At 39.5% G+C, this 15,949-nt stretch carries 15 protein-coding genes; 6 read left to right on the top strand and 9 right to left on the bottom strand.

The window, feature by feature from the left end; genetic code table 11:
• The first annotated feature begins 130 nt into the window (after window positions 1–130).
• A complete protein-coding gene (locus OCV27_RS04640) occupies window positions 131–616 on the top strand; it encodes an outer membrane beta-barrel protein (RefSeq protein WP_125323391.1) in 486 nt (161 codons plus the stop codon).
• Between the two features lie 100 nt (window positions 617–716).
• Here OCV27_RS04640 and OCV27_RS04645 read toward each other — a convergent pair whose 3' ends face one another.
• Window positions 717–1,832 (bottom strand): glycosyltransferase, encoded by a 1,116-nt coding sequence (locus tag OCV27_RS04645; RefSeq protein ID WP_337969372.1) that lies wholly within the window; start codon window positions 1,830–1,832, stop codon window positions 717–719.
• A gap of 293 nt (window positions 1,833–2,125) precedes the next feature.
• On the opposite strand from OCV27_RS04645, the gene OCV27_RS04650 reads away from it, so the two are divergent.
• A complete protein-coding gene (locus OCV27_RS04650; RefSeq protein WP_125323261.1) occupies window positions 2,126–2,620 on the top strand; it encodes a Spy/CpxP family protein refolding chaperone in 495 nt (164 codons plus the stop codon).
• Between the two features lie 112 nt (window positions 2,621–2,732).
• Here the strand turns inward: OCV27_RS04650 and katE2 are convergent, their stop codons facing one another.
• The gene (katE2, locus tag OCV27_RS04655) at window positions 2,733–4,169 is read right to left on the bottom strand and encodes a catalase KatE2 (protein WP_125323262.1); all 1,437 of its coding nucleotides are present in this window, start codon (window positions 4,167–4,169) and stop codon (window positions 2,733–2,735) included.
• A 567-nt stretch (window positions 4,170–4,736) separates the two neighbouring features.
• Between katE2 and OCV27_RS04660 the strand changes: the two genes are divergently transcribed.
• Together OCV27_RS04660 and OCV27_RS04665 are read left to right on the top strand one after the other, a co-directional pair.
• The gene (locus tag OCV27_RS04660) at window positions 4,737–6,185 is read left to right on the top strand and encodes an aerolysin family beta-barrel pore-forming toxin (RefSeq protein ID WP_185759845.1); all 1,449 of its coding nucleotides are present in this window, start codon (window positions 4,737–4,739) and stop codon (window positions 6,183–6,185) included.
• A gap of 273 nt (window positions 6,186–6,458) precedes the next feature.
• Window positions 6,459–6,710, top strand: a complete 252-nt coding sequence (locus tag OCV27_RS04665; RefSeq protein WP_125323259.1) for a hypothetical protein — start codon at window positions 6,459–6,461, stop codon at window positions 6,708–6,710.
• A gap of 38 nt (window positions 6,711–6,748) precedes the next feature.
• Here the strand turns inward: OCV27_RS04665 and OCV27_RS04670 are convergent, their stop codons facing one another.
• Both OCV27_RS04670 and OCV27_RS04675 read right to left on the bottom strand, forming a co-directional pair.
• Complete coding sequence (locus tag OCV27_RS04670) at window positions 6,749–6,931, bottom strand: hypothetical protein (RefSeq protein ID WP_125323258.1); 183 nt, start codon at window positions 6,929–6,931, stop codon at window positions 6,749–6,751.
• A gap of 23 nt (window positions 6,932–6,954) precedes the next feature.
• Window positions 6,955–7,587 (bottom strand): alternative oxidase, encoded by a 633-nt coding sequence (locus OCV27_RS04675; RefSeq protein ID WP_125323257.1) that lies wholly within the window; start codon window positions 7,585–7,587, stop codon window positions 6,955–6,957.
• A gap of 850 nt (window positions 7,588–8,437) precedes the next feature.
• On the opposite strand from OCV27_RS04675, the gene OCV27_RS04680 reads away from it, so the two are divergent.
• Together OCV27_RS04680 and OCV27_RS04685 are read left to right on the top strand one after the other, a co-directional pair.
• Window positions 8,438–9,193 (top strand): hypothetical protein, encoded by a 756-nt coding sequence (locus OCV27_RS04680; RefSeq protein ID WP_337969373.1) that lies wholly within the window; start codon window positions 8,438–8,440, stop codon window positions 9,191–9,193.
• A 280-nt stretch (window positions 9,194–9,473) separates the two neighbouring features.
• Window positions 9,474–10,481, top strand: a complete 1,008-nt coding sequence (locus tag OCV27_RS04685; RefSeq protein ID WP_185759841.1) for an LD-carboxypeptidase — start codon at window positions 9,474–9,476, stop codon at window positions 10,479–10,481.
• Between the two features lie 146 nt (window positions 10,482–10,627).
• On the opposite strand, the gene lafA is transcribed toward OCV27_RS04685, so the two are convergent.
• The 5 genes from lafA to fliQ all read right to left on the bottom strand — a co-directional run bounded on the left by lafA (window position 10,628) and on the right by fliQ (window position 15,945).
• Window positions 10,628–11,455, bottom strand: a complete 828-nt coding sequence (gene lafA / locus OCV27_RS04690) for a lateral flagellin LafA (protein WP_125323216.1) — start codon at window positions 11,453–11,455, stop codon at window positions 10,628–10,630.
• A 199-nt stretch (window positions 11,456–11,654) separates the two neighbouring features.
• Window positions 11,655–13,745 (bottom strand): flagellar biosynthesis protein FlhA, encoded by a 2,091-nt coding sequence (gene flhA, locus OCV27_RS04695; protein WP_125323215.1) that lies wholly within the window; start codon window positions 13,743–13,745, stop codon window positions 11,655–11,657.
• 30 nt (window positions 13,746–13,775) lie between these two features.
• Window positions 13,776–14,903 carry a flagellar biosynthesis protein FlhB gene (gene flhB / locus OCV27_RS04700; protein WP_125323214.1) on the bottom strand — a complete coding sequence of 376 codons (1,128 nt, stop codon included), beginning with the start codon at window positions 14,901–14,903 and terminating at the stop codon, window positions 13,776–13,778.
• Window positions 14,900–15,676, bottom strand: coding sequence for a flagellar biosynthetic protein FliR (fliR, locus tag OCV27_RS04705; RefSeq protein WP_125323213.1), 777 nt, complete (start codon window positions 15,674–15,676; stop codon window positions 14,900–14,902). Before fliR ends, flhB begins: the two co-directional genes overlap by 4 nt.
• Window positions 15,676–15,945, bottom strand: a complete 270-nt coding sequence (gene fliQ / locus OCV27_RS04710) for a flagellar biosynthesis protein FliQ (RefSeq protein WP_125323212.1) — start codon at window positions 15,943–15,945, stop codon at window positions 15,676–15,678. The genes fliR and fliQ overlap by 1 nt, the downstream gene beginning before the upstream one ends.
• Window positions 15,946–15,949 lie beyond the last annotated feature (4 nt).

The raw sequence follows: 15,949 nt of genomic DNA on the forward strand, positions 1-15,949 counted from the left end.
ATCATTCATAAGTAAAATTCTTATATTTTAATATATTACTTTCATTTGACAAGTGTACAACACAGTGATCATATAGTATTTTGACATTTTTCTTTTTAATAAATACAAGAAAGTCAATTAAAGGTTTTAAATGAAAAATACTATTTTAACACTAGCATTAATTGGTGTGTCTGCTTCAGCTTCTGCAGATTCTTGGCTTTATGGCGGCGCATCAATTGGTCAATCCGATCTTAACTCGGAAGACACTACAACTTACTCAGTTCATGTTGGAACTGGGATTTTGCCTTTTATCGGTGTTGAAGCCGGTTACAACAATTTTGGTGAGTTTGATTTTGGTAATGGTAAGGTAGAAGCGTCTTCATTTTATGCTGTGCTTAAGCCAAGCATTAATTTCGGCCCTTTGCAGCTATACGCCAAAGCAGGTGCGCACTACTGGGATCAAGACTCAACCTCTATTGGTTATAAAGATGAAGATGACTTAGACTTTATGTGGGGAGTAGGGGCTGATTATGCTGTATTTGGCCCAATTTCTCTTGGCGCTAACTACATGAACTACACTGTTGGAAATAACGATATTGATACTGTTTCATTGACGGTGTCATTTAACTTCTTATAAGTTAAAATATTTAAACTAAGTTTGACATCCTTCCTTTCTGAGGAGAGGATGTCTTTTTATAATGTGACTATTTTATAAAATAACTTTTTATAAGGGAACTTTATGTTCGTTGAATTTGAGTGAATACAAAAAACTTTTGAACTAAGAAACTAGCAATAAATAGCAAACATTCCGCGATGAACTTGGCATACATGGTGCTGATACCAAACAGGGTGAGTAATTTAGTTAGTACCATGGATGAAACCAGCAGAAAAATTACCAGAGTTATATATTTCACGATGGACTTATGACTTTCATCTTTCGATTTAAAGACAATTCTTTTTGACATTGTATAGTTGTAACAAGCAGAGATGAATCGTGCAATAACAAAGGACTTTATGCTCGAGTCAGTTGATAATAGTACTAGATAAAATAATAAATAATCGATAAACGCGCTGGATATAGAAATACCTGTAAAGCGTAACAATGTCCAATATATCTTTATTGAATCTCTTAAGGGGTTAAAATGGGATGAGCTATTGTCGTCAATGTATATGGTTTCAATATCTATTGGTTTTATTGTACACTTTTCACGAGTAGCGAGAAGTAGCATTTCTGTTTCAAATTCATAACCATTGGACTCAATGCTTGCGCACTTTTGGGCGAGATCGATTGATAAGTATCTAAGCCCTGTTTGAGTGTCTGTGATACGGGTACGTGTCACAAGCTGGAAAACTTTTTCAGTGATGAAATTACCAATTTTACTTCTTAGCGGCACTTTCCCGCTAAAGGCACGCGTGCCCAGTAATAGGTAGTTTACCGAGTATGATTGATGTTTTGATTCACTCAAGATGCGTATAATGTCTTTAGGCGAGTGTTGACCATCTGCATCGGCGGTAATGATGCCGTTAACTTGAGGTAAATGCTCAATGATATAAGAGAGACCGGTCTTCAGTGCTTGGCCTTTGCCTAAGTTCGATTTATGAGCGATGACTATCACTTGGTTGAGAGACTTTAGCTGGCTGAATATGTAGTTGCAATTGTCACTTGAACCATCATTTATAATGACGACTGTACAGCTACATAGTGCTTTTATATCTGATATAAGGTGTATGATGGCATCACTTGGATTATATGCCGGTATTAATATTACCTTTTCATGTGAAGTTATAATAATAGCCTCTCTATTATATAAATTATATCTTTGCAGATGAATTCTATCTGTATTTTTTGTCAAATACTGTTAAAATTCAATCAAGGATAAATTACCTATAATAATTAATTTAACATTTATTCATCGATATCTGATAAACTAAAATACAGAATTTTAGAAGGGTTTTGTCAATTTTCTGTTGTGAAACTTATCCAGATCCCCTAGTAATGTTGTGGTTTGGTAAAATTCAACTCATGGTAGGAACTTTTTCTTTTAATAAGATGTCTAGTGAGTTCAATATTTTTATTTTTAATATATATAACCACAAGATTATTAATGGTGGTTTACCTATAGATATAAACAATGTGTGAGGATGTATGAAACGTTATTTAATTACGGCACTATTAACTTTTGCGAGTTTACCTACTTTTGCTAACAATAATCAATCTGCTACGTCTATGCCAAGTCAGCAGGCTGTTCAGCCTGCTAAGGTTGCACCACCTAAGCCTTTTGGACTAGAAAGCATTACCCTAGAGCAAGAAAGCAAAATTAGACAGATACAAGTTGAATTGCAAACGAAAACTCAAGCTTTAAGCCCAAGCCAAGGGAAGATGGCAAAGGAAGTCGAACAATGGACTAAGGTAGTGCAAAACGAAAAGTTTGATGAAGAAAAAGTGAAGCATATCCTTCGTCAATATAATGAAAAGCAGCTTGATATCCAAGTGATGAAAATCAAAGCAGAACACGATATGTACCAAGTTCTGACACCGGAGCAAAAAAATACTCTAGCGGAGCGCCGTCAAAAGCAGAAAGAACAGATGAAATTGATTATGCAAAAGGCACAAGAAAAAGCAAACGCGCAAAACAAGTAGCGCTGCTTTAGAGTTCATTTCAATTAAAAGCTCGCTTGCTATTACTAGCAAGCGAGCTTTTTTCTTTATCGATTGCTGGCTATTGTTATTTGACAGCAAGAATGGTTAGATCTTAAGCAAGACCAAGGGCTATTTTGAGTCCTTTCCCATAATTTTCATCGGCTTGGAAAGCATGGTTAACATGCCGTTCTTGAATTTCCTTTGGTACCCCTTGCATCGCGCGAGCAGTATTATCAAACAATGCTTGGCGCTGCTCATTATTCATTAGACGGAATAAGTCACCGGCTTGGCTAAAGTAATCTTCATCGACTCTGTGATCATAATGATCAGCATCCCGATTGATACGTAGTGGCGGCTCTGAAAAATCAGGCTGTTCGGCCCACTCTTGTTTTGAATTTGGCTCATAACCTATGGTCGAACCGTAGTTGCCGTCGACTCGCATTGCCCCATCACGGTGGTAGCTGTGAACCGGACATTTAGGTGCATTGACTGGGATTTGATGATGATTGACGCCAAGGCGATAGCGCTGCGCATCACCATAGGCAAATAGGCGCCCTTGCAGCATTTTGTCTGGTGAAAAGCTAATACCTGGAACCACAGCTGCAGGATTAAAAGCAGATTGTTCTACCTCGGCATGGAAGTTTTCTGGGTTACGATTGAGTTCGAATTCACCGACAGCTATCAGCGGATAATTCTTTTGTGACCAGATCTTGGTTAAGTCGAATGGGTTGAAGTTAACTTCATCGGCTTCAATTTCAGGCATGATCTGTACATACATCTTCCATTTTGGAAAATCTTTATTCTCTATGGTTTGATATAGGTCTCTGTGATGGCTTTCACGATCACTACCTATAATTTCAGCCGCTTCTTGATCAGTAAGATTTTTGATGCCTTGTTGAGTTTTAAAATGAAATTTCACCCAGTAGCGTTCTTTATCGGAATTAATAAAGCTAAAGGTATGGCTACCAAAGCCATGCATGTGACGGTAAGACGCTGGGATACCTCGATCGCTCATGACAATTGTAACTTGGTGGAACGCTTCAGGAAGTGATGTCCAGAAATCCCAATTATTGACTGCGCTGCGCATATTGGTGCGAGGATCACGCTTAACTGCATGGTTAAGATCGGGGAATTTCAGCGGATCACGCAAGAAAAAGATTGGCGTATTGTTACCAACCAAATCCCAGTTACCTTCTTCTGTGTAGAATTTTAATGCAAAGCCTCTGATATCACGCTCTGCATCCGCAGCGCCTCGTTCACCTGCGACTGTGGTAAAGCGGGCGAATAATTCGGTCTTTTTGCCAATTTCAGAGAATATCTTAGCGCGTGTATATTTTGTAATATCATGAGTGACGGTGAATGTACCATACGCTCCAGAGCCTTTAGCATGCATACGGCGTTCGGGAATCACTTCACGGTCAAAGTGTGCCATTTTTTCAAGAAACCACACATCTTGCAGCAATTGTGGGCCACGAGGGCCAGCTGTCATTACATTTTGGTTGTCACTAACAGGGCAGCCCGCAGCAGTTGTCAGTTTTTTAGTCATCATCTCTTCCATATTTAAATTATTAAGGTCAAAACGCCTTATTTGAATTGCTTGTGCCATATGGCAGTAGGCTATGTATAGCTCTGATTTTAATGTGGTTAAAGATAAATTTATTAATAATGGAATAAGAAATACTAATAATTTGGTTGAACCAATACTAAGAGGCCGATCAGGAGAGCGAAACGGGTTCAGTTAAGGATGTGCTTTCATTCGAGTGATGAGTTCGACTTGTTTAAAGTCCCTGTTTTTAGTGTATTGAAATATCAAATATATTCACTATGATGAATATCGTGTTTTATATGTTGATCTGTGCAATGCAACAGAGCAGCGGATGGTTAAAGCCAGAGATTTGGTGGCGATGTGTTTGCCACATAATCTAAATAAGAAGCCGACTTCATTGCTGTTTAGTGTCATACCCACATAGGGTAATACCTCTTTCTGATTTCAAAATTATTTTTCTACTAGAACGTCCCATAGAGGTGAATACCTGAACCTTGAGATTAATAACTCAAGGAACTAAGACGGTTGCTCGCAGGTTTGGAAGAAAATTAAGCAATGAGAGTCTTTACAATGAAAGTGTTTCTGTATCTGGTGGTGTTCTTTATCTTTCCGGCCAAGGATCTTTTGGCCAACATTCCAAGTGTGTATGTCGAATTGGATGACATTAAGCTACAAAAAAAACCCTGCCGAAGTGGCTATGAACCAATTAGTTTAAGTACGGCCATGATGTATCAACAAAGGCTAGCTGCAAAAATGGGAGAGTGGCAACTGACCAATATCGCCAATGGTCTAATTATTATGGGGCCAGGTCATAAAGGTAATATCAAAATTGCCAATCAACTGGCGTATACGAGTTGGTGCATTGAATCTCATAAAAAAAGAGCTTACCAAGCTGATGTATCTTTGCCATTGATGTTAAAGGCGCCCAATAGACAAAAATTGGAATGGCTAATGGTTAATTCTAGAGAGTTTTACGAGCCATTGGCTGACCTTGCCAATTTACTTGGTTATTCGTGGAGTGGTGGTGTGGATGGCCGACAAAGCGGTGAAGATATGGTGACTTCTATTTATGATTCGGGTGTATACCATATCAAGTCAGACGCGGTTGGAGGCGGCCTGCCTTGCTCAGGGTATCGCTGTGATGACAGGCTTATCATCGACATTTCGGATCTTAAATATCAACTCTTGCCAAGCACTGTCACTCAGAAAAACAGTACTGATGAAGTTCAAGAAATATTGGGAGTGAGAAGGGCGATGGTCAACAACGATTCAGATGTGAATCAGCAGTATAGAGTAACTTTGACTTATAAGAAGCAAACCAGTTGGAAGTTTAAAAGCTCGATTAATTTTGAGCAAGCTGTTTCGGTAAAGAGTAACTTTACGTTACCATTTATTGGAGAGAGTGAAGTAGAAGTGTCATTTTCAGCTGGGCAAAGCTGGGGAGAGGAGAGCTCAGGAGCGACCAGTGAATTGGTCACTGATACTATAGTGGTTAATGTGCCACCAAAGCGCAGACAAGAAGTGCTGATGACTATGTATAAAACATCAAAGGTTTTTCCATACAAGGGCCAAGCAAGAGTTAGCTATGATCTTGGTTTGTATGGTTTTTTATCGTGGTCAGGCAATGCAGATATTGAGCACCCAACATATCGACCATACAAGTATTATCAATGGGAAATTGGTAGAAAAAGTTCAAATGGTAATAACCTTGATGATCAATTTGATAACCGAAATATTCCACTACAAGAGCATACATGGGACTGGTCATGGGTAGTTAATCTATTTGGACTTCCCTATACGCAAGCAGTTATTGATGCAATCCAAAGGCCGATCGTCACTGAAGTTGGTGGTGACTTGTCGCTACAAAGTGTTTATGGCGCAGAAGTGTATTTCGGAGAGACGATCGAACTTGAGGATACAAATCGCTTTAGGCGCTCTTTAAGTGACTTGTCCGATTGGAAAACAATCAATACCAGTGATGCCTTATCTTACGTTAAAGTTGAGATTGAAAGATTATGACGCCTTGGTGTTTTTTTATCTAAGCTTCGCCAAATATTAGGGTATCGAAACTTTACTTAAGGTGGCAATACATAAGCTGGGAATACATAAGATGGTAGTAAATAAAGCGGCAATTTCATGACTTTTATGAGTGCCGTTTTTTTGGCAAGCTATAATTATTCCTTGCATATTCAGGTTTAATATTTTGATTTTTATATGAATAATATTTATTAATGATGCAATGGCACATTATATGCTCCTTAAGTGATATGAGAACTATTGGAGTGAGAAACCATGAACGTAAATTTGTTTTCTTTGATTGGTAAAGGAATAGAGACGTCAACCAGATTTCATTTATTGTTGGATTGCTTAATGTTAAGCATGTGCATTTTTATTCCTCAAGCCATATTCTTTATTTTGCCTGCTATTTCTGAGCAAATTTCAATGGGCACTAACGTAATGACGATTGGCGTCTTTTTTGTTGTTCTGACCAAGTTGTGTTTAATCGGTTGGTGGTCGACGTTAGACGAACGCGAAACAGTTTGAGAAATAAAGGCACACCAATCGATGTACCTTTAAACATTTTAAATCTTATGCGGTGAATTTTTTTTCACTTGTTGCAACTGTCTGAAAAATTTTGGCCATTTATGCTCAGTTTGGTTGGAGGTGGTTGTATAAAATATCTCTCCTTTTTCCATCATCAAGTGAGAAATACCGACTGACAATCCAAATTCAGCTTCATCAATATGGTGATTATTTTTTGTCATTGGCCTGATCCCCTAAAAATTAACTAACTTTGATGTTCTGGTAGGTTGCGATACTTGTATGCATCTGCGATATCATGGTTTTTGTCACGATGTTTGGCTTCATCTTTGCGGATACACTCTAAAACGTCCAACAGCATTGCATCTTCGCCTAGTTGGTAATAGCGAATTGCTATTTCAGGTGCAGGTGAATTTTCGACTGTGCCATTGAGAACTTTTTCAATAAATTCGCTGTAGCTATTACAGGCTTCTTCTTCAAAATAGCCAACGATACGGTGCGCGGTTTTTGAAGATAAGATATAAATTATCCCGTAAACTAAGACAAAGCAGAACTGGATCATCATCACTAGAGCACGTTCTAAAATAGAAGGTTGGGTGATGCGCAAAAAGATCATCAGATGCATACGTTCATTATCAGCTTCGTCCAATAATTCTTTGATCCACCCGCCATCGTCTTTCATTCTGCGCAGAGCTTTGAGGTGATTAAATACACCTGCGACCATACCGGGAACAGCAGCGATAGTTTCAAGTAGCATGGCACGCCGTGCATACTTGCCGCCATAGAAAAGGTTTAATGTCTTCTTAAGTAGTTTAGTAACCAGTAGAGCTATTTTCTCAGAGCCGTTATTAGCCACGTAGTGTTTTTCTTCAAATTTCATAATAAAGTCTCCTAATTCTGATAGTTAACTTACATATTTCATGCCATGTTCTAACTAGCTGTAAATAATTGATTTTTTATATTTAGTGATGTCCTTATGACTCTTTATTTTCATGTCTTATTGACTCTCGGAGTCATTTTGACTTTATTGGATTGTTCAAAAGTAAAGCACAAGAGTCTGTCGAGGTAACTATTGACAGGAGAAGTTAGTATGAACTGGAGCGGCAACGAAAAAACGCCACTTAAAAAGTCGCGCTGGATGTTTTTGTTCTTGAGTGCCTGAAGGGGCTTTAACCGATATCAGTATGGCCTTCTTCAAACTCCCACTGGATGTCATATTTATCGATAAAATAAAAATATCTTATCCCACCGATAACATCGACAACTTTGTTTTTCATTTGGGTACTAATTTCATGTTCTGGGTTGAAAAAGTAAAAGTCATCTTTATTAATCGGTGAAAACTGAAAAGGTTTGTAATCTTTATGACCACTGATTAATTGAGCACCGCTGGTGGCTTTTATTCGGTTAAATTATAACCGCTATTAATTCATGCAGAAAAATAGAACAAAAATCATAATAAATAAAAGTTAAATAATGAATAAAAATCTAATAACACCTCCCTATATAATTAGACCTCATTATTGACAAAGATCTCAGGTGTTTACCTGAGTTATTCTTCATTACCAAAATGCTACATTGTGATGGTTTACTGCTCAAGGTGCTTTGAGGGAAGAATCTAAGTGAATTTTTGGTATGGAAATCAATATGTTTGAATGGCGCAATTAAGGTTCACCACGGCTTTGAGAAAATTGATCTTTAACTGAATGTTAAAATTTATGTATTGAGGTTTTATGAATAACACACTGTCTTCATGGCGTCCTAACATTCCATCTCGGATTTCTAGAAACAAATTTTTGTCTTTTGATCAACCTCAAGAAGAAGGTTCAAATTCGGTTACTAGACGTGCGACTACATTAGCTAATATGTACTGGTTTGATCGTGATGGTGAACGCGTGGTCAAATCGGCATGCCAGCATGTCTTTTCTTCTTTGAGCAATGAACTGGGAAGCCAGGAAGTAAAAAGCTTTAAACCCAATAAAGCTACTAACAGTCAACGAAAGTCACTTCTGCAAACTAAAGTTAATGAAGATGACATTAGGCAGCATATGTTGAGTTATGCTGCATTGAAATGGGATCATCATGTTCAGCGTTCAAGTATTGAGCCAACATTAGAACAAAAAACACAGGTGCTCAAAAATATATCTAACTGGCTTGGAGTCTCATCTGTAGATGCCAGTAAGAGTTTTTTGGAAAGTGCACTTCGCGTTATTGTAGATAAACAACAGCTTGAGCATAAAAGCATGATTACTGGTTCATTTGAGTTGAAAAGAGCAGTAAGAGATAGGATTGATGAGATAACCTTTGAATCGGTTACACGAGAGATTAATAAAATAGTAAATGAATATATTTTAAATAACAAGCTATTTGGTAGCGATGGTAAGTATATAACTTCCAGAAGGATAGACCAGAAATTTGAACAAGAATTAAATAAAATATATCTTCATATGAATAATAAAAAAATCTTAATGTTTAATTATGTCAGATGATAATAAAAATTGGTTATTATAGTGTCGTATATTAGTTACAATATTAGGTAAATAAAAAAGCCCTCAAGCATAGCTTGACGGCAAAGTTACCTGAGTTAATGTCCATTATTGAGATGCTATTCTGATAACTTTCTGCCCTATGAGCCTCATAAAAAGTCTAAAGATCAAGGTCTAAACTAGCTTTTGGTGTGCCATGAACTCAATTGATGTGCTCCTATACTATTGGGAAGGGTGACTAATTAAATGAAATATAGAAGATAAAAAGTGAAGAGGTTTTTAAGTGTATAGGTTAACTTTGATATTATTGTTTTTTTTCATTGGCTCATCGCCTTCTTTTTCTGCCAGTTACAAAGAAGTAGCTTTAGTCTCAGTATCATCGAAATATAATGTTAAAAAAATAGATAAAATTAGAGAGTCACTAATGGAGTGTGACTATAAAGTATCTACAAAATACTTAAATCAATTTGTATCGGATTTTGGTTATGTTGGTAGTGATAAATCGAGAGCAAAAAATTTAATCGATGCATTACTCGATGATGATATTGATGTTGTTTGGTTTGTTTTAGGGGGAGGAGGAGCAATGAATCTTCTTCCATATTTAGAGCAAGCGCATAGCCAGTTAGCAAAAGCAAAGCCCAAAATAATCGTTGGTTTTAGTGACGTTACCGCGATTCATAATTATTTGAATGAGAAATTGGGCTGGGATTCGGTTCACGGTGTTGTAGCAACGCTTAATGCCAATGTGTTAGATGCCCAGGAGAATGCTGCTGGTGATTCAAAGCCTCGTATCAATGACTTGGAGCCTTTGCCAAAAATTGATCGTATCTTCAGCGATGGCATTTATTATGATCACATATTACCGATGAACCAAGCTGCAGAAATGACTCCCGTGAAAGGTGTATTGATTGGTGGAAACCACACTCTTGTTGCGGCAACGATTGGCACTCGATTTTCTCCAGATTTTAACGGAAAAGTGTTGTTTTTAGAGGATGTTGGAGTGTCTTATCGCCAGCTTGATAGGTCTCTTCAGCAGTTACTATTTTTGAATGATTTTAACGTCAGCGCTATTGTGTTTGGTCAGTATTATCCTTTAGAGGCTGACGATGCTGACAGGCTCATATTTAAAACTGTGATTACTGAGTTCGCTAAAAAATTCAAAAAGCCCGTTTATTTTTATCCGGCGAGCGGCCATGGTAGAGAAAATCACCCTTTAATCTTGGGAGCAGGGGTTTCGTTACTGTGTAAGGAGGGTAATGAATATTGCTCGCTAGAACAGAAAGTAAATTGATCGGGTTCTAGAGATACTCTTTCTAGCCATAATACAGAAAAAACCCTCAAGCTATGCTTGAGGGCAAAGTTACCTGAGGCATTCAACGGGTATAAATAGAATGCTTACAGTTTACGGAGTTAATATTAGAAGGGTGTAGCTATTTATTAACGAAGTAGAGACATCGCCATACCAGGTAGCTGATTAGTTTGAGAAAGAACAGTTGTTCCTGCTTGCATTAACATCTGATTCTTAGTCATGTTTGACGATTCAATAGCAAAGTCAGTGTCTGTGATACGGCCTTTCGCTGCTGCAGTGTTCTCAGAGATATTAGCTAAGTTATTGATGGTGTGATCAAGACGGTTGATGTTTGCACCAAGTGAAGAGCGTACTGTATTGATTTTATCAAAGAGACCATCTACCACAGCGATTTGTGCGTTAGAATCGGCGTTAGACGCTAAGTCACCAGTTGTTGAAAAATCGACATCACCTAGTGCAGCTGAGACATCTACAGTGAGCTTTTCAGTGCCAGATGCACCGATTTGAAAATCTACTGCTGCGGCAAGTTTACCACCAGTAAGTAGTTTTTGGCCGGCACCATATGTGGTTTCACCCATTATTCGTACTGCTTCACTTTCAAGCTCTTGATACTCAGCATTGAGTGCTGCTAGCTCAGTTGTTCCATTTGTGCCGTTCGCGCCTTGAGTTGCAAGATCTTTCATGCGGTAAGCAATATTAGTCAGTTCCTCTAGAGCGCCATCTGCTGTTTGCAACATAGAGATAGCATCTTGAGAGTTACGCATAGCGACTGACATGCCACGAGTTTGCGCTTCAAGTTTGTTTGCGATAGTTAGGCCAGCTGCATCGTCAGAAGCAGAGTTAATACGCATACCAGTACTTAGGCGTTCCATAGCCGTTGTTAGTAGGTCGTTTGTGCTGCTTAGTGTGTTTTGCGTAACAAGTGATGCGTAGTTAGTGTGCATTGATAAGGCCATCTTGGTCTCCTTGGTTGGTAACAATACTCAGATGTTGGCTTCAGGGTTTCCCCTGGTCACTAACAAGAGGCGGACGCTATCTATCCAAAATTAATCAAAAAAGTTGATTTCTAATCATATCAGTGCTTTTTAGTGATCTTTCTTCCACTAACTAGTAGATGAAACCCAGTTAGTGATGAATTTAATTGTCCAAAAACTATCACCCTAAGTTACCAACAATATTAATTTGTTTATTTTCGGGGATTTCGTTGTATGACAATACAGCTAGTCCCTCTGAAAAAGTACGTGCGTATCTTGCAAGTAGTGGTCGCAGCTGTGGCATGACGAGCAAAATAGGTGCTAGCCCTTGTTGTTTTAATTGCTGCTTTATAAGTGGTAAGTTTTGCTGGAATTGACTGAGAATATTGGGTTCAACTGGAAAACTATCTAAGCTTATACTGCCATTGGCCTGTGCTTGTTGTAGCGAAGTTATAAGCATTTGCTCCAATTCATCGGATAAGGCATAAACTTTAAGTTCGTTGTTAGAACCTGCTATAAGACTGACTAAAGTTCTCCTTAAAGCACATCGTATATCGGCAGAAAGCAGGATAGGGTCTTTGGTATTTTCCGATGATTCCAACATAGTATTGGCAATAGTGCGAATATCTTGCAGCGGGACTTGGTCGAGCAGTAACTGACGAAATACTTTAAGCTGCTGAGCTGGGTTAAGTGCAGCACCTAAGGCTTCAGCTAACTTTGGTGCTTGCTGTGTGAGCCTTTGCATCATGGCATCGACATCATCGTGATTAAACAACTCCGAAAGATGGGTTTTGATGACTTTACTGATATGAGTTGCAATTACAGTTGCATCATCGACCACTTGATAGCCCATATTCAATGCTTTGGCTTTATCTGTATGCTCAATCCAAACAGCCGGTAAATGATAGGCTGGATCGCTGCCAAGGATACCATCCACTTCACCATAGGTTTCACCCACTGCGATGGCCATTAAACGTTGGGGCTCAATAAAGCCTTGCTCAATGACTTCACCATTTAGGGCTATGGTGTATTGATTCGGCTTTAGGCTCAAATTGTCACGAATGCGTACTTCTGGTAGCAAGAAACCTACTTGTTCTGAAAGGTTACGTCTAACCCCTCGAATTCTCTGAGTGAGTGGTGCGCCTTGATCTGTATTGACTAGGTGAACTAGGCGGTAACCGAGCGCAAGTGAAAGTGTGTGTACGTGTGGGATATCTTCCCAGCTAAGCGGAGTTTCATCTTGTTGCATCGCTTGAGTCATGACTTCCACTTGGTCAAGTGCAGGATCATGGTGTAATGTTTTGTTTTGCCGCCAACCCGCAAAAGCTAATGCAGCAGCAAAGCTAAAGAATGCGAGATGTGGCATGCCAGGGACCATGCCAATAATTAACATGACAGCGGCAGCTGTGAATAATGTAATAGGGGAGGCTAACAACTGTTTTTGCATTGTTTCTGACAACGCATTATCACTGTCGTTAATACGGGTCACTATGATTGCGGCCGCAGTTGCAAGCAGTAAAGAGGGGATCTGAGCGACTAAGCCATCACCAATAGTGAGTAGAGCATAGGTTTTGAAGGCTTCTGAAGCAGGCAAGCCATGTTCAAAAACACCAATGCTGATCCCACCTATTATGTTGATAAACAAGATCAATAAACCCGCAATAGCATCGCCGCGAACAAACTTAGACGCACCATCCATTGAACCGTGGAAATCAGCTTCATTAGCAACCTCACGTCGTCGCTGCCGCGCGGCTTGTTGATCAATAAGACCAGCGTTGAGATCGGCATCAATGGCCATTTGCTTACCTGGCAGAGCATCAAGGGTAAAACGTGCTGATACTTCTGAAATTCGTTCTCCACCTTTGGTAATAACCACAAAGTTAATGATCATTAAAATGACAAAAATGACCATACCGACGACATAATTACCACCAATAACCACTTCACCAAAAGCTTGAATCACTTTACCAGCGGCATCACTACCGTTGTGACCTTCCAGTAATACTACCCGTGTAGAGGCAACATTGAGCGTTAATCGTAGTAGAGTCGCGACCAATAATATGGTTGGGAAAATAGAAAAATCCAGTGGACGTTTGGCTGTGGTACTGACCAATAAAACCAAAATGGCGAGTACTATGTTAAATGTGAACAAAGCATCAAGTAGCAATGGTGGAAGAGGGAGGATAACCATCGCTAATATCATTAATAAGACCAGCGGTATACCGACATAGCCTTTGGTGGAGTTTTGTATCTGTGCTATCCGATTGAGCATGAGCAGGTGTCCTTGGTTAAAAACGGATGATCAATGTTGCAAGTGCTTTGGAATTGCTAAGTGAGGTAAAGGCATAGGCTTTTCTCCTTTGCCAGTTCTAAACGCTTTGAGTTGCATGACGTAAGTAAGAATATGTGCAATGGCAACATAGAGCTGACTTGGTACGGCTTGTTCAATGGCGGTGGTGTGATAAATAGCGCGAGTCAATGGTGGAGCATTAATGATTTCAACCTGATTATCACGTGCGACCCTTTGGATGTGCATCGCGGTTTCATCAACGCCTTTAGCGACGATAAAAGGGGCATCAGATCGGCTTAAGTCATACTTTATGGCAACGGCATAATGGGTAGGGTTAGTTATCACGACATCGGCACTTGGCACCAGTTTATCAATTTTTCTACGAGCGAATTGCTGCTGTATCTGACGAATACGCTGTTTGACCTCTGGGCGTCCCTCATTGTTTTTAAACTCTTCTTTGAGTTCCTGTTTAGTCATTTTTAGTTCTTTTCCATGCTCCCACTTTTGATAAGGAATATCGATCACTCCAAATATGAGTAGAGCTAGCCCCATAAGTAAAAGACCATCGAAGAGTATTTGCATGAGATTAATGACACCTTGGGTAAGAGGTAGCCTTTGCATACCAAGCAAAGGCTGAAGGTGATTACTAAGGTAGGCATAAAGGACGGCGAAAATAACCAATACCTTAACGGTAGATTTTAGTAACTCGACTACTGAGCGGCTTGAAAACATGCGCTTTATTCCACTTATAGGGTCGAGCTTACTAAGCTTTGGAAAAGCGTTAGCAATTCGAAACATCCAGCCCCCTAGCACCATAGTACTAGCGAAAGTGACGATAATAATGACGATAAACAATGGAAGGAGCAAAGTAATGATCACGCCAAGACTTTGTCCTAACTGCTCGATCATTTGCATTGGATTTTCCAGGTCTTGCCTTGTTAAGGCCATATTGAATCGAAAGATGCCGGCAATATTGTCCCAAATTACGGTTAACTGACTATGGAAATATACTGCTACTACGAGAAAAATCGCGGCAGTGGTAAATTCTTTCGCTCTAGGGACCTGACCTTGCTCACGTGCTTTTTTTATTTTTTGCGGCGAGGCTTTTTCGGTTTTGTCTTGAGAAGATGACTCGCTCATCCGCCCCCCGTCATAAATAGGTTTAGGAAGCGCAAGGTATCGTTGACCAAAATGGTGTAGCGACTTGGAACGCCAGATATGGAAATTAAAACACTGAACAAACCTAACAGCATGGTCATAGGAAAGCCCAGTGCGTAGACATTGAGAGATGGTGCTGCTCGGTTCATGACTCCAAAACTAATGTTGGCTAATAACATAGAAACAATTGCAGGTAGAGCAAGTGCGAGTGCAGAAGCAAACATCCAACCAAAAAGAGTGATGATGCCCTTAAGCGATGCCGACGTTAAGCCTGAACCTACAGGCCACACAACAAAACTTTGAATGAGTATGTCGATGACGACGAGATGTCCTTCAAGAGATAAAAATAGTAAGGTACTGAAAATTAAGAATACGCGTCCAAGAATAGCAACAGACATACCATTGACAGGGTCGTTCATAATTGCCATACCTAACCCCATTTGCATCGAAATGATTTGGCCAAGAGTAGTGAAAATACTAAATAATAAGTGAAGTATCAGGCCGAAAAATAGCCCCCAAATGGCTTGTTCGAATGCCAAAAATAACGACGTTAGTGAAAAAAGATCCACTACTGGCATAGCAGGCATGATGGGTGCAGCGACGACAACGATAGATAGTGCTAACAGGCTGCGAAGCCAAACAGGAATGAGGGCATCACCAAAAAAAGGCATAGAAATAAAAACAGCCCCAACCCGAAAAAATGGCCACCAAAGCTGGCCAATAATGCGAGAGATGTCTGCAAAGGTGATATCCATTAGCCGATCATTCCCGGAATGTTGTGAAATAAATAATCGAATAGGTCCATAATTTTACGCAGCATCCAGTGGCCGGCGAATATCACCATCAGTAAAGTAACTAACAGGCGTGGTAAAAAGCTTAGTGTTTGCTCATTTATTTGCGTGGCAGCTTGGAAAATAGCAATACCGAGGCCAACGATTAGGCCGGGGACGACCAATACTGCGACCATTGAGATAATCAGCCATACAGCATTGGAAAATAAAGTAACGGTCATTTCGGGCGTCATTTTT

Origin of the sequence: Vibrio pectenicida (assembly GCA_024347015.1) — a bacterium.
GTDB classification, from domain to species: Bacteria; Pseudomonadota; Gammaproteobacteria; order Enterobacterales; family Vibrionaceae; genus Vibrio; species Vibrio pectenicida.

What these genes read in the sequence shown, in the direction of transcription:
- OCV27_RS04670 (WP_125323258.1), bottom strand. Translation starts at nt 6,931, where the DNA reads ATGACAAAAAATAATCACCATATTGATGAAGCTGAATTTGGATTGTCA.
- OCV27_RS04675 (WP_125323257.1), bottom strand. Translation starts at nt 7,587, where the DNA reads ATGAAATTTGAAGAAAAACACTACGTGGCTAATAACGGCTCTGAGAAA.
- OCV27_RS04660 (WP_185759845.1), top strand. Translation starts at nt 4,737, where the DNA reads ATGAAAGTGTTTCTGTATCTGGTGGTGTTCTTTATCTTTCCGGCCAAG.
- OCV27_RS04680 (WP_337969373.1), top strand. Translation starts at nt 8,438, where the DNA reads ATGAATAACACACTGTCTTCATGGCGTCCTAACATTCCATCTCGGATT.
- flhB (WP_125323214.1), bottom strand. Translation starts at nt 14,903, where the DNA reads ATGAGCGAGTCATCTTCTCAAGACAAAACCGAAAAAGCCTCGCCGCAA.
- lafA (WP_125323216.1), bottom strand. Translation starts at nt 11,455, where the DNA reads ATGGCCTTATCAATGCACACTAACTACGCATCACTTGTTACGCAAAAC.
- OCV27_RS04640 (WP_125323391.1), top strand. Translation starts at nt 131, where the DNA reads ATGAAAAATACTATTTTAACACTAGCATTAATTGGTGTGTCTGCTTCA.
- flhA (WP_125323215.1), bottom strand. Translation starts at nt 13,745, where the DNA reads ATGCTCAATCGGATAGCACAGATACAAAACTCCACCAAAGGCTATGTC.
- OCV27_RS04650 (WP_125323261.1), top strand. Translation starts at nt 2,126, where the DNA reads ATGAAACGTTATTTAATTACGGCACTATTAACTTTTGCGAGTTTACCT.
- OCV27_RS04665 (WP_125323259.1), top strand. Translation starts at nt 6,459, where the DNA reads ATGAACGTAAATTTGTTTTCTTTGATTGGTAAAGGAATAGAGACGTCA.
- fliQ (WP_125323212.1), bottom strand. Translation starts at nt 15,945, where the DNA reads ATGACGCCCGAAATGACCGTTACTTTATTTTCCAATGCTGTATGGCTG.
- fliR (WP_125323213.1), bottom strand. Translation starts at nt 15,676, where the DNA reads ATGGATATCACCTTTGCAGACATCTCTCGCATTATTGGCCAGCTTTGG.
- katE2 (WP_125323262.1), bottom strand. Translation starts at nt 4,169, where the DNA reads ATGATGACTAAAAAACTGACAACTGCTGCGGGCTGCCCTGTTAGTGAC.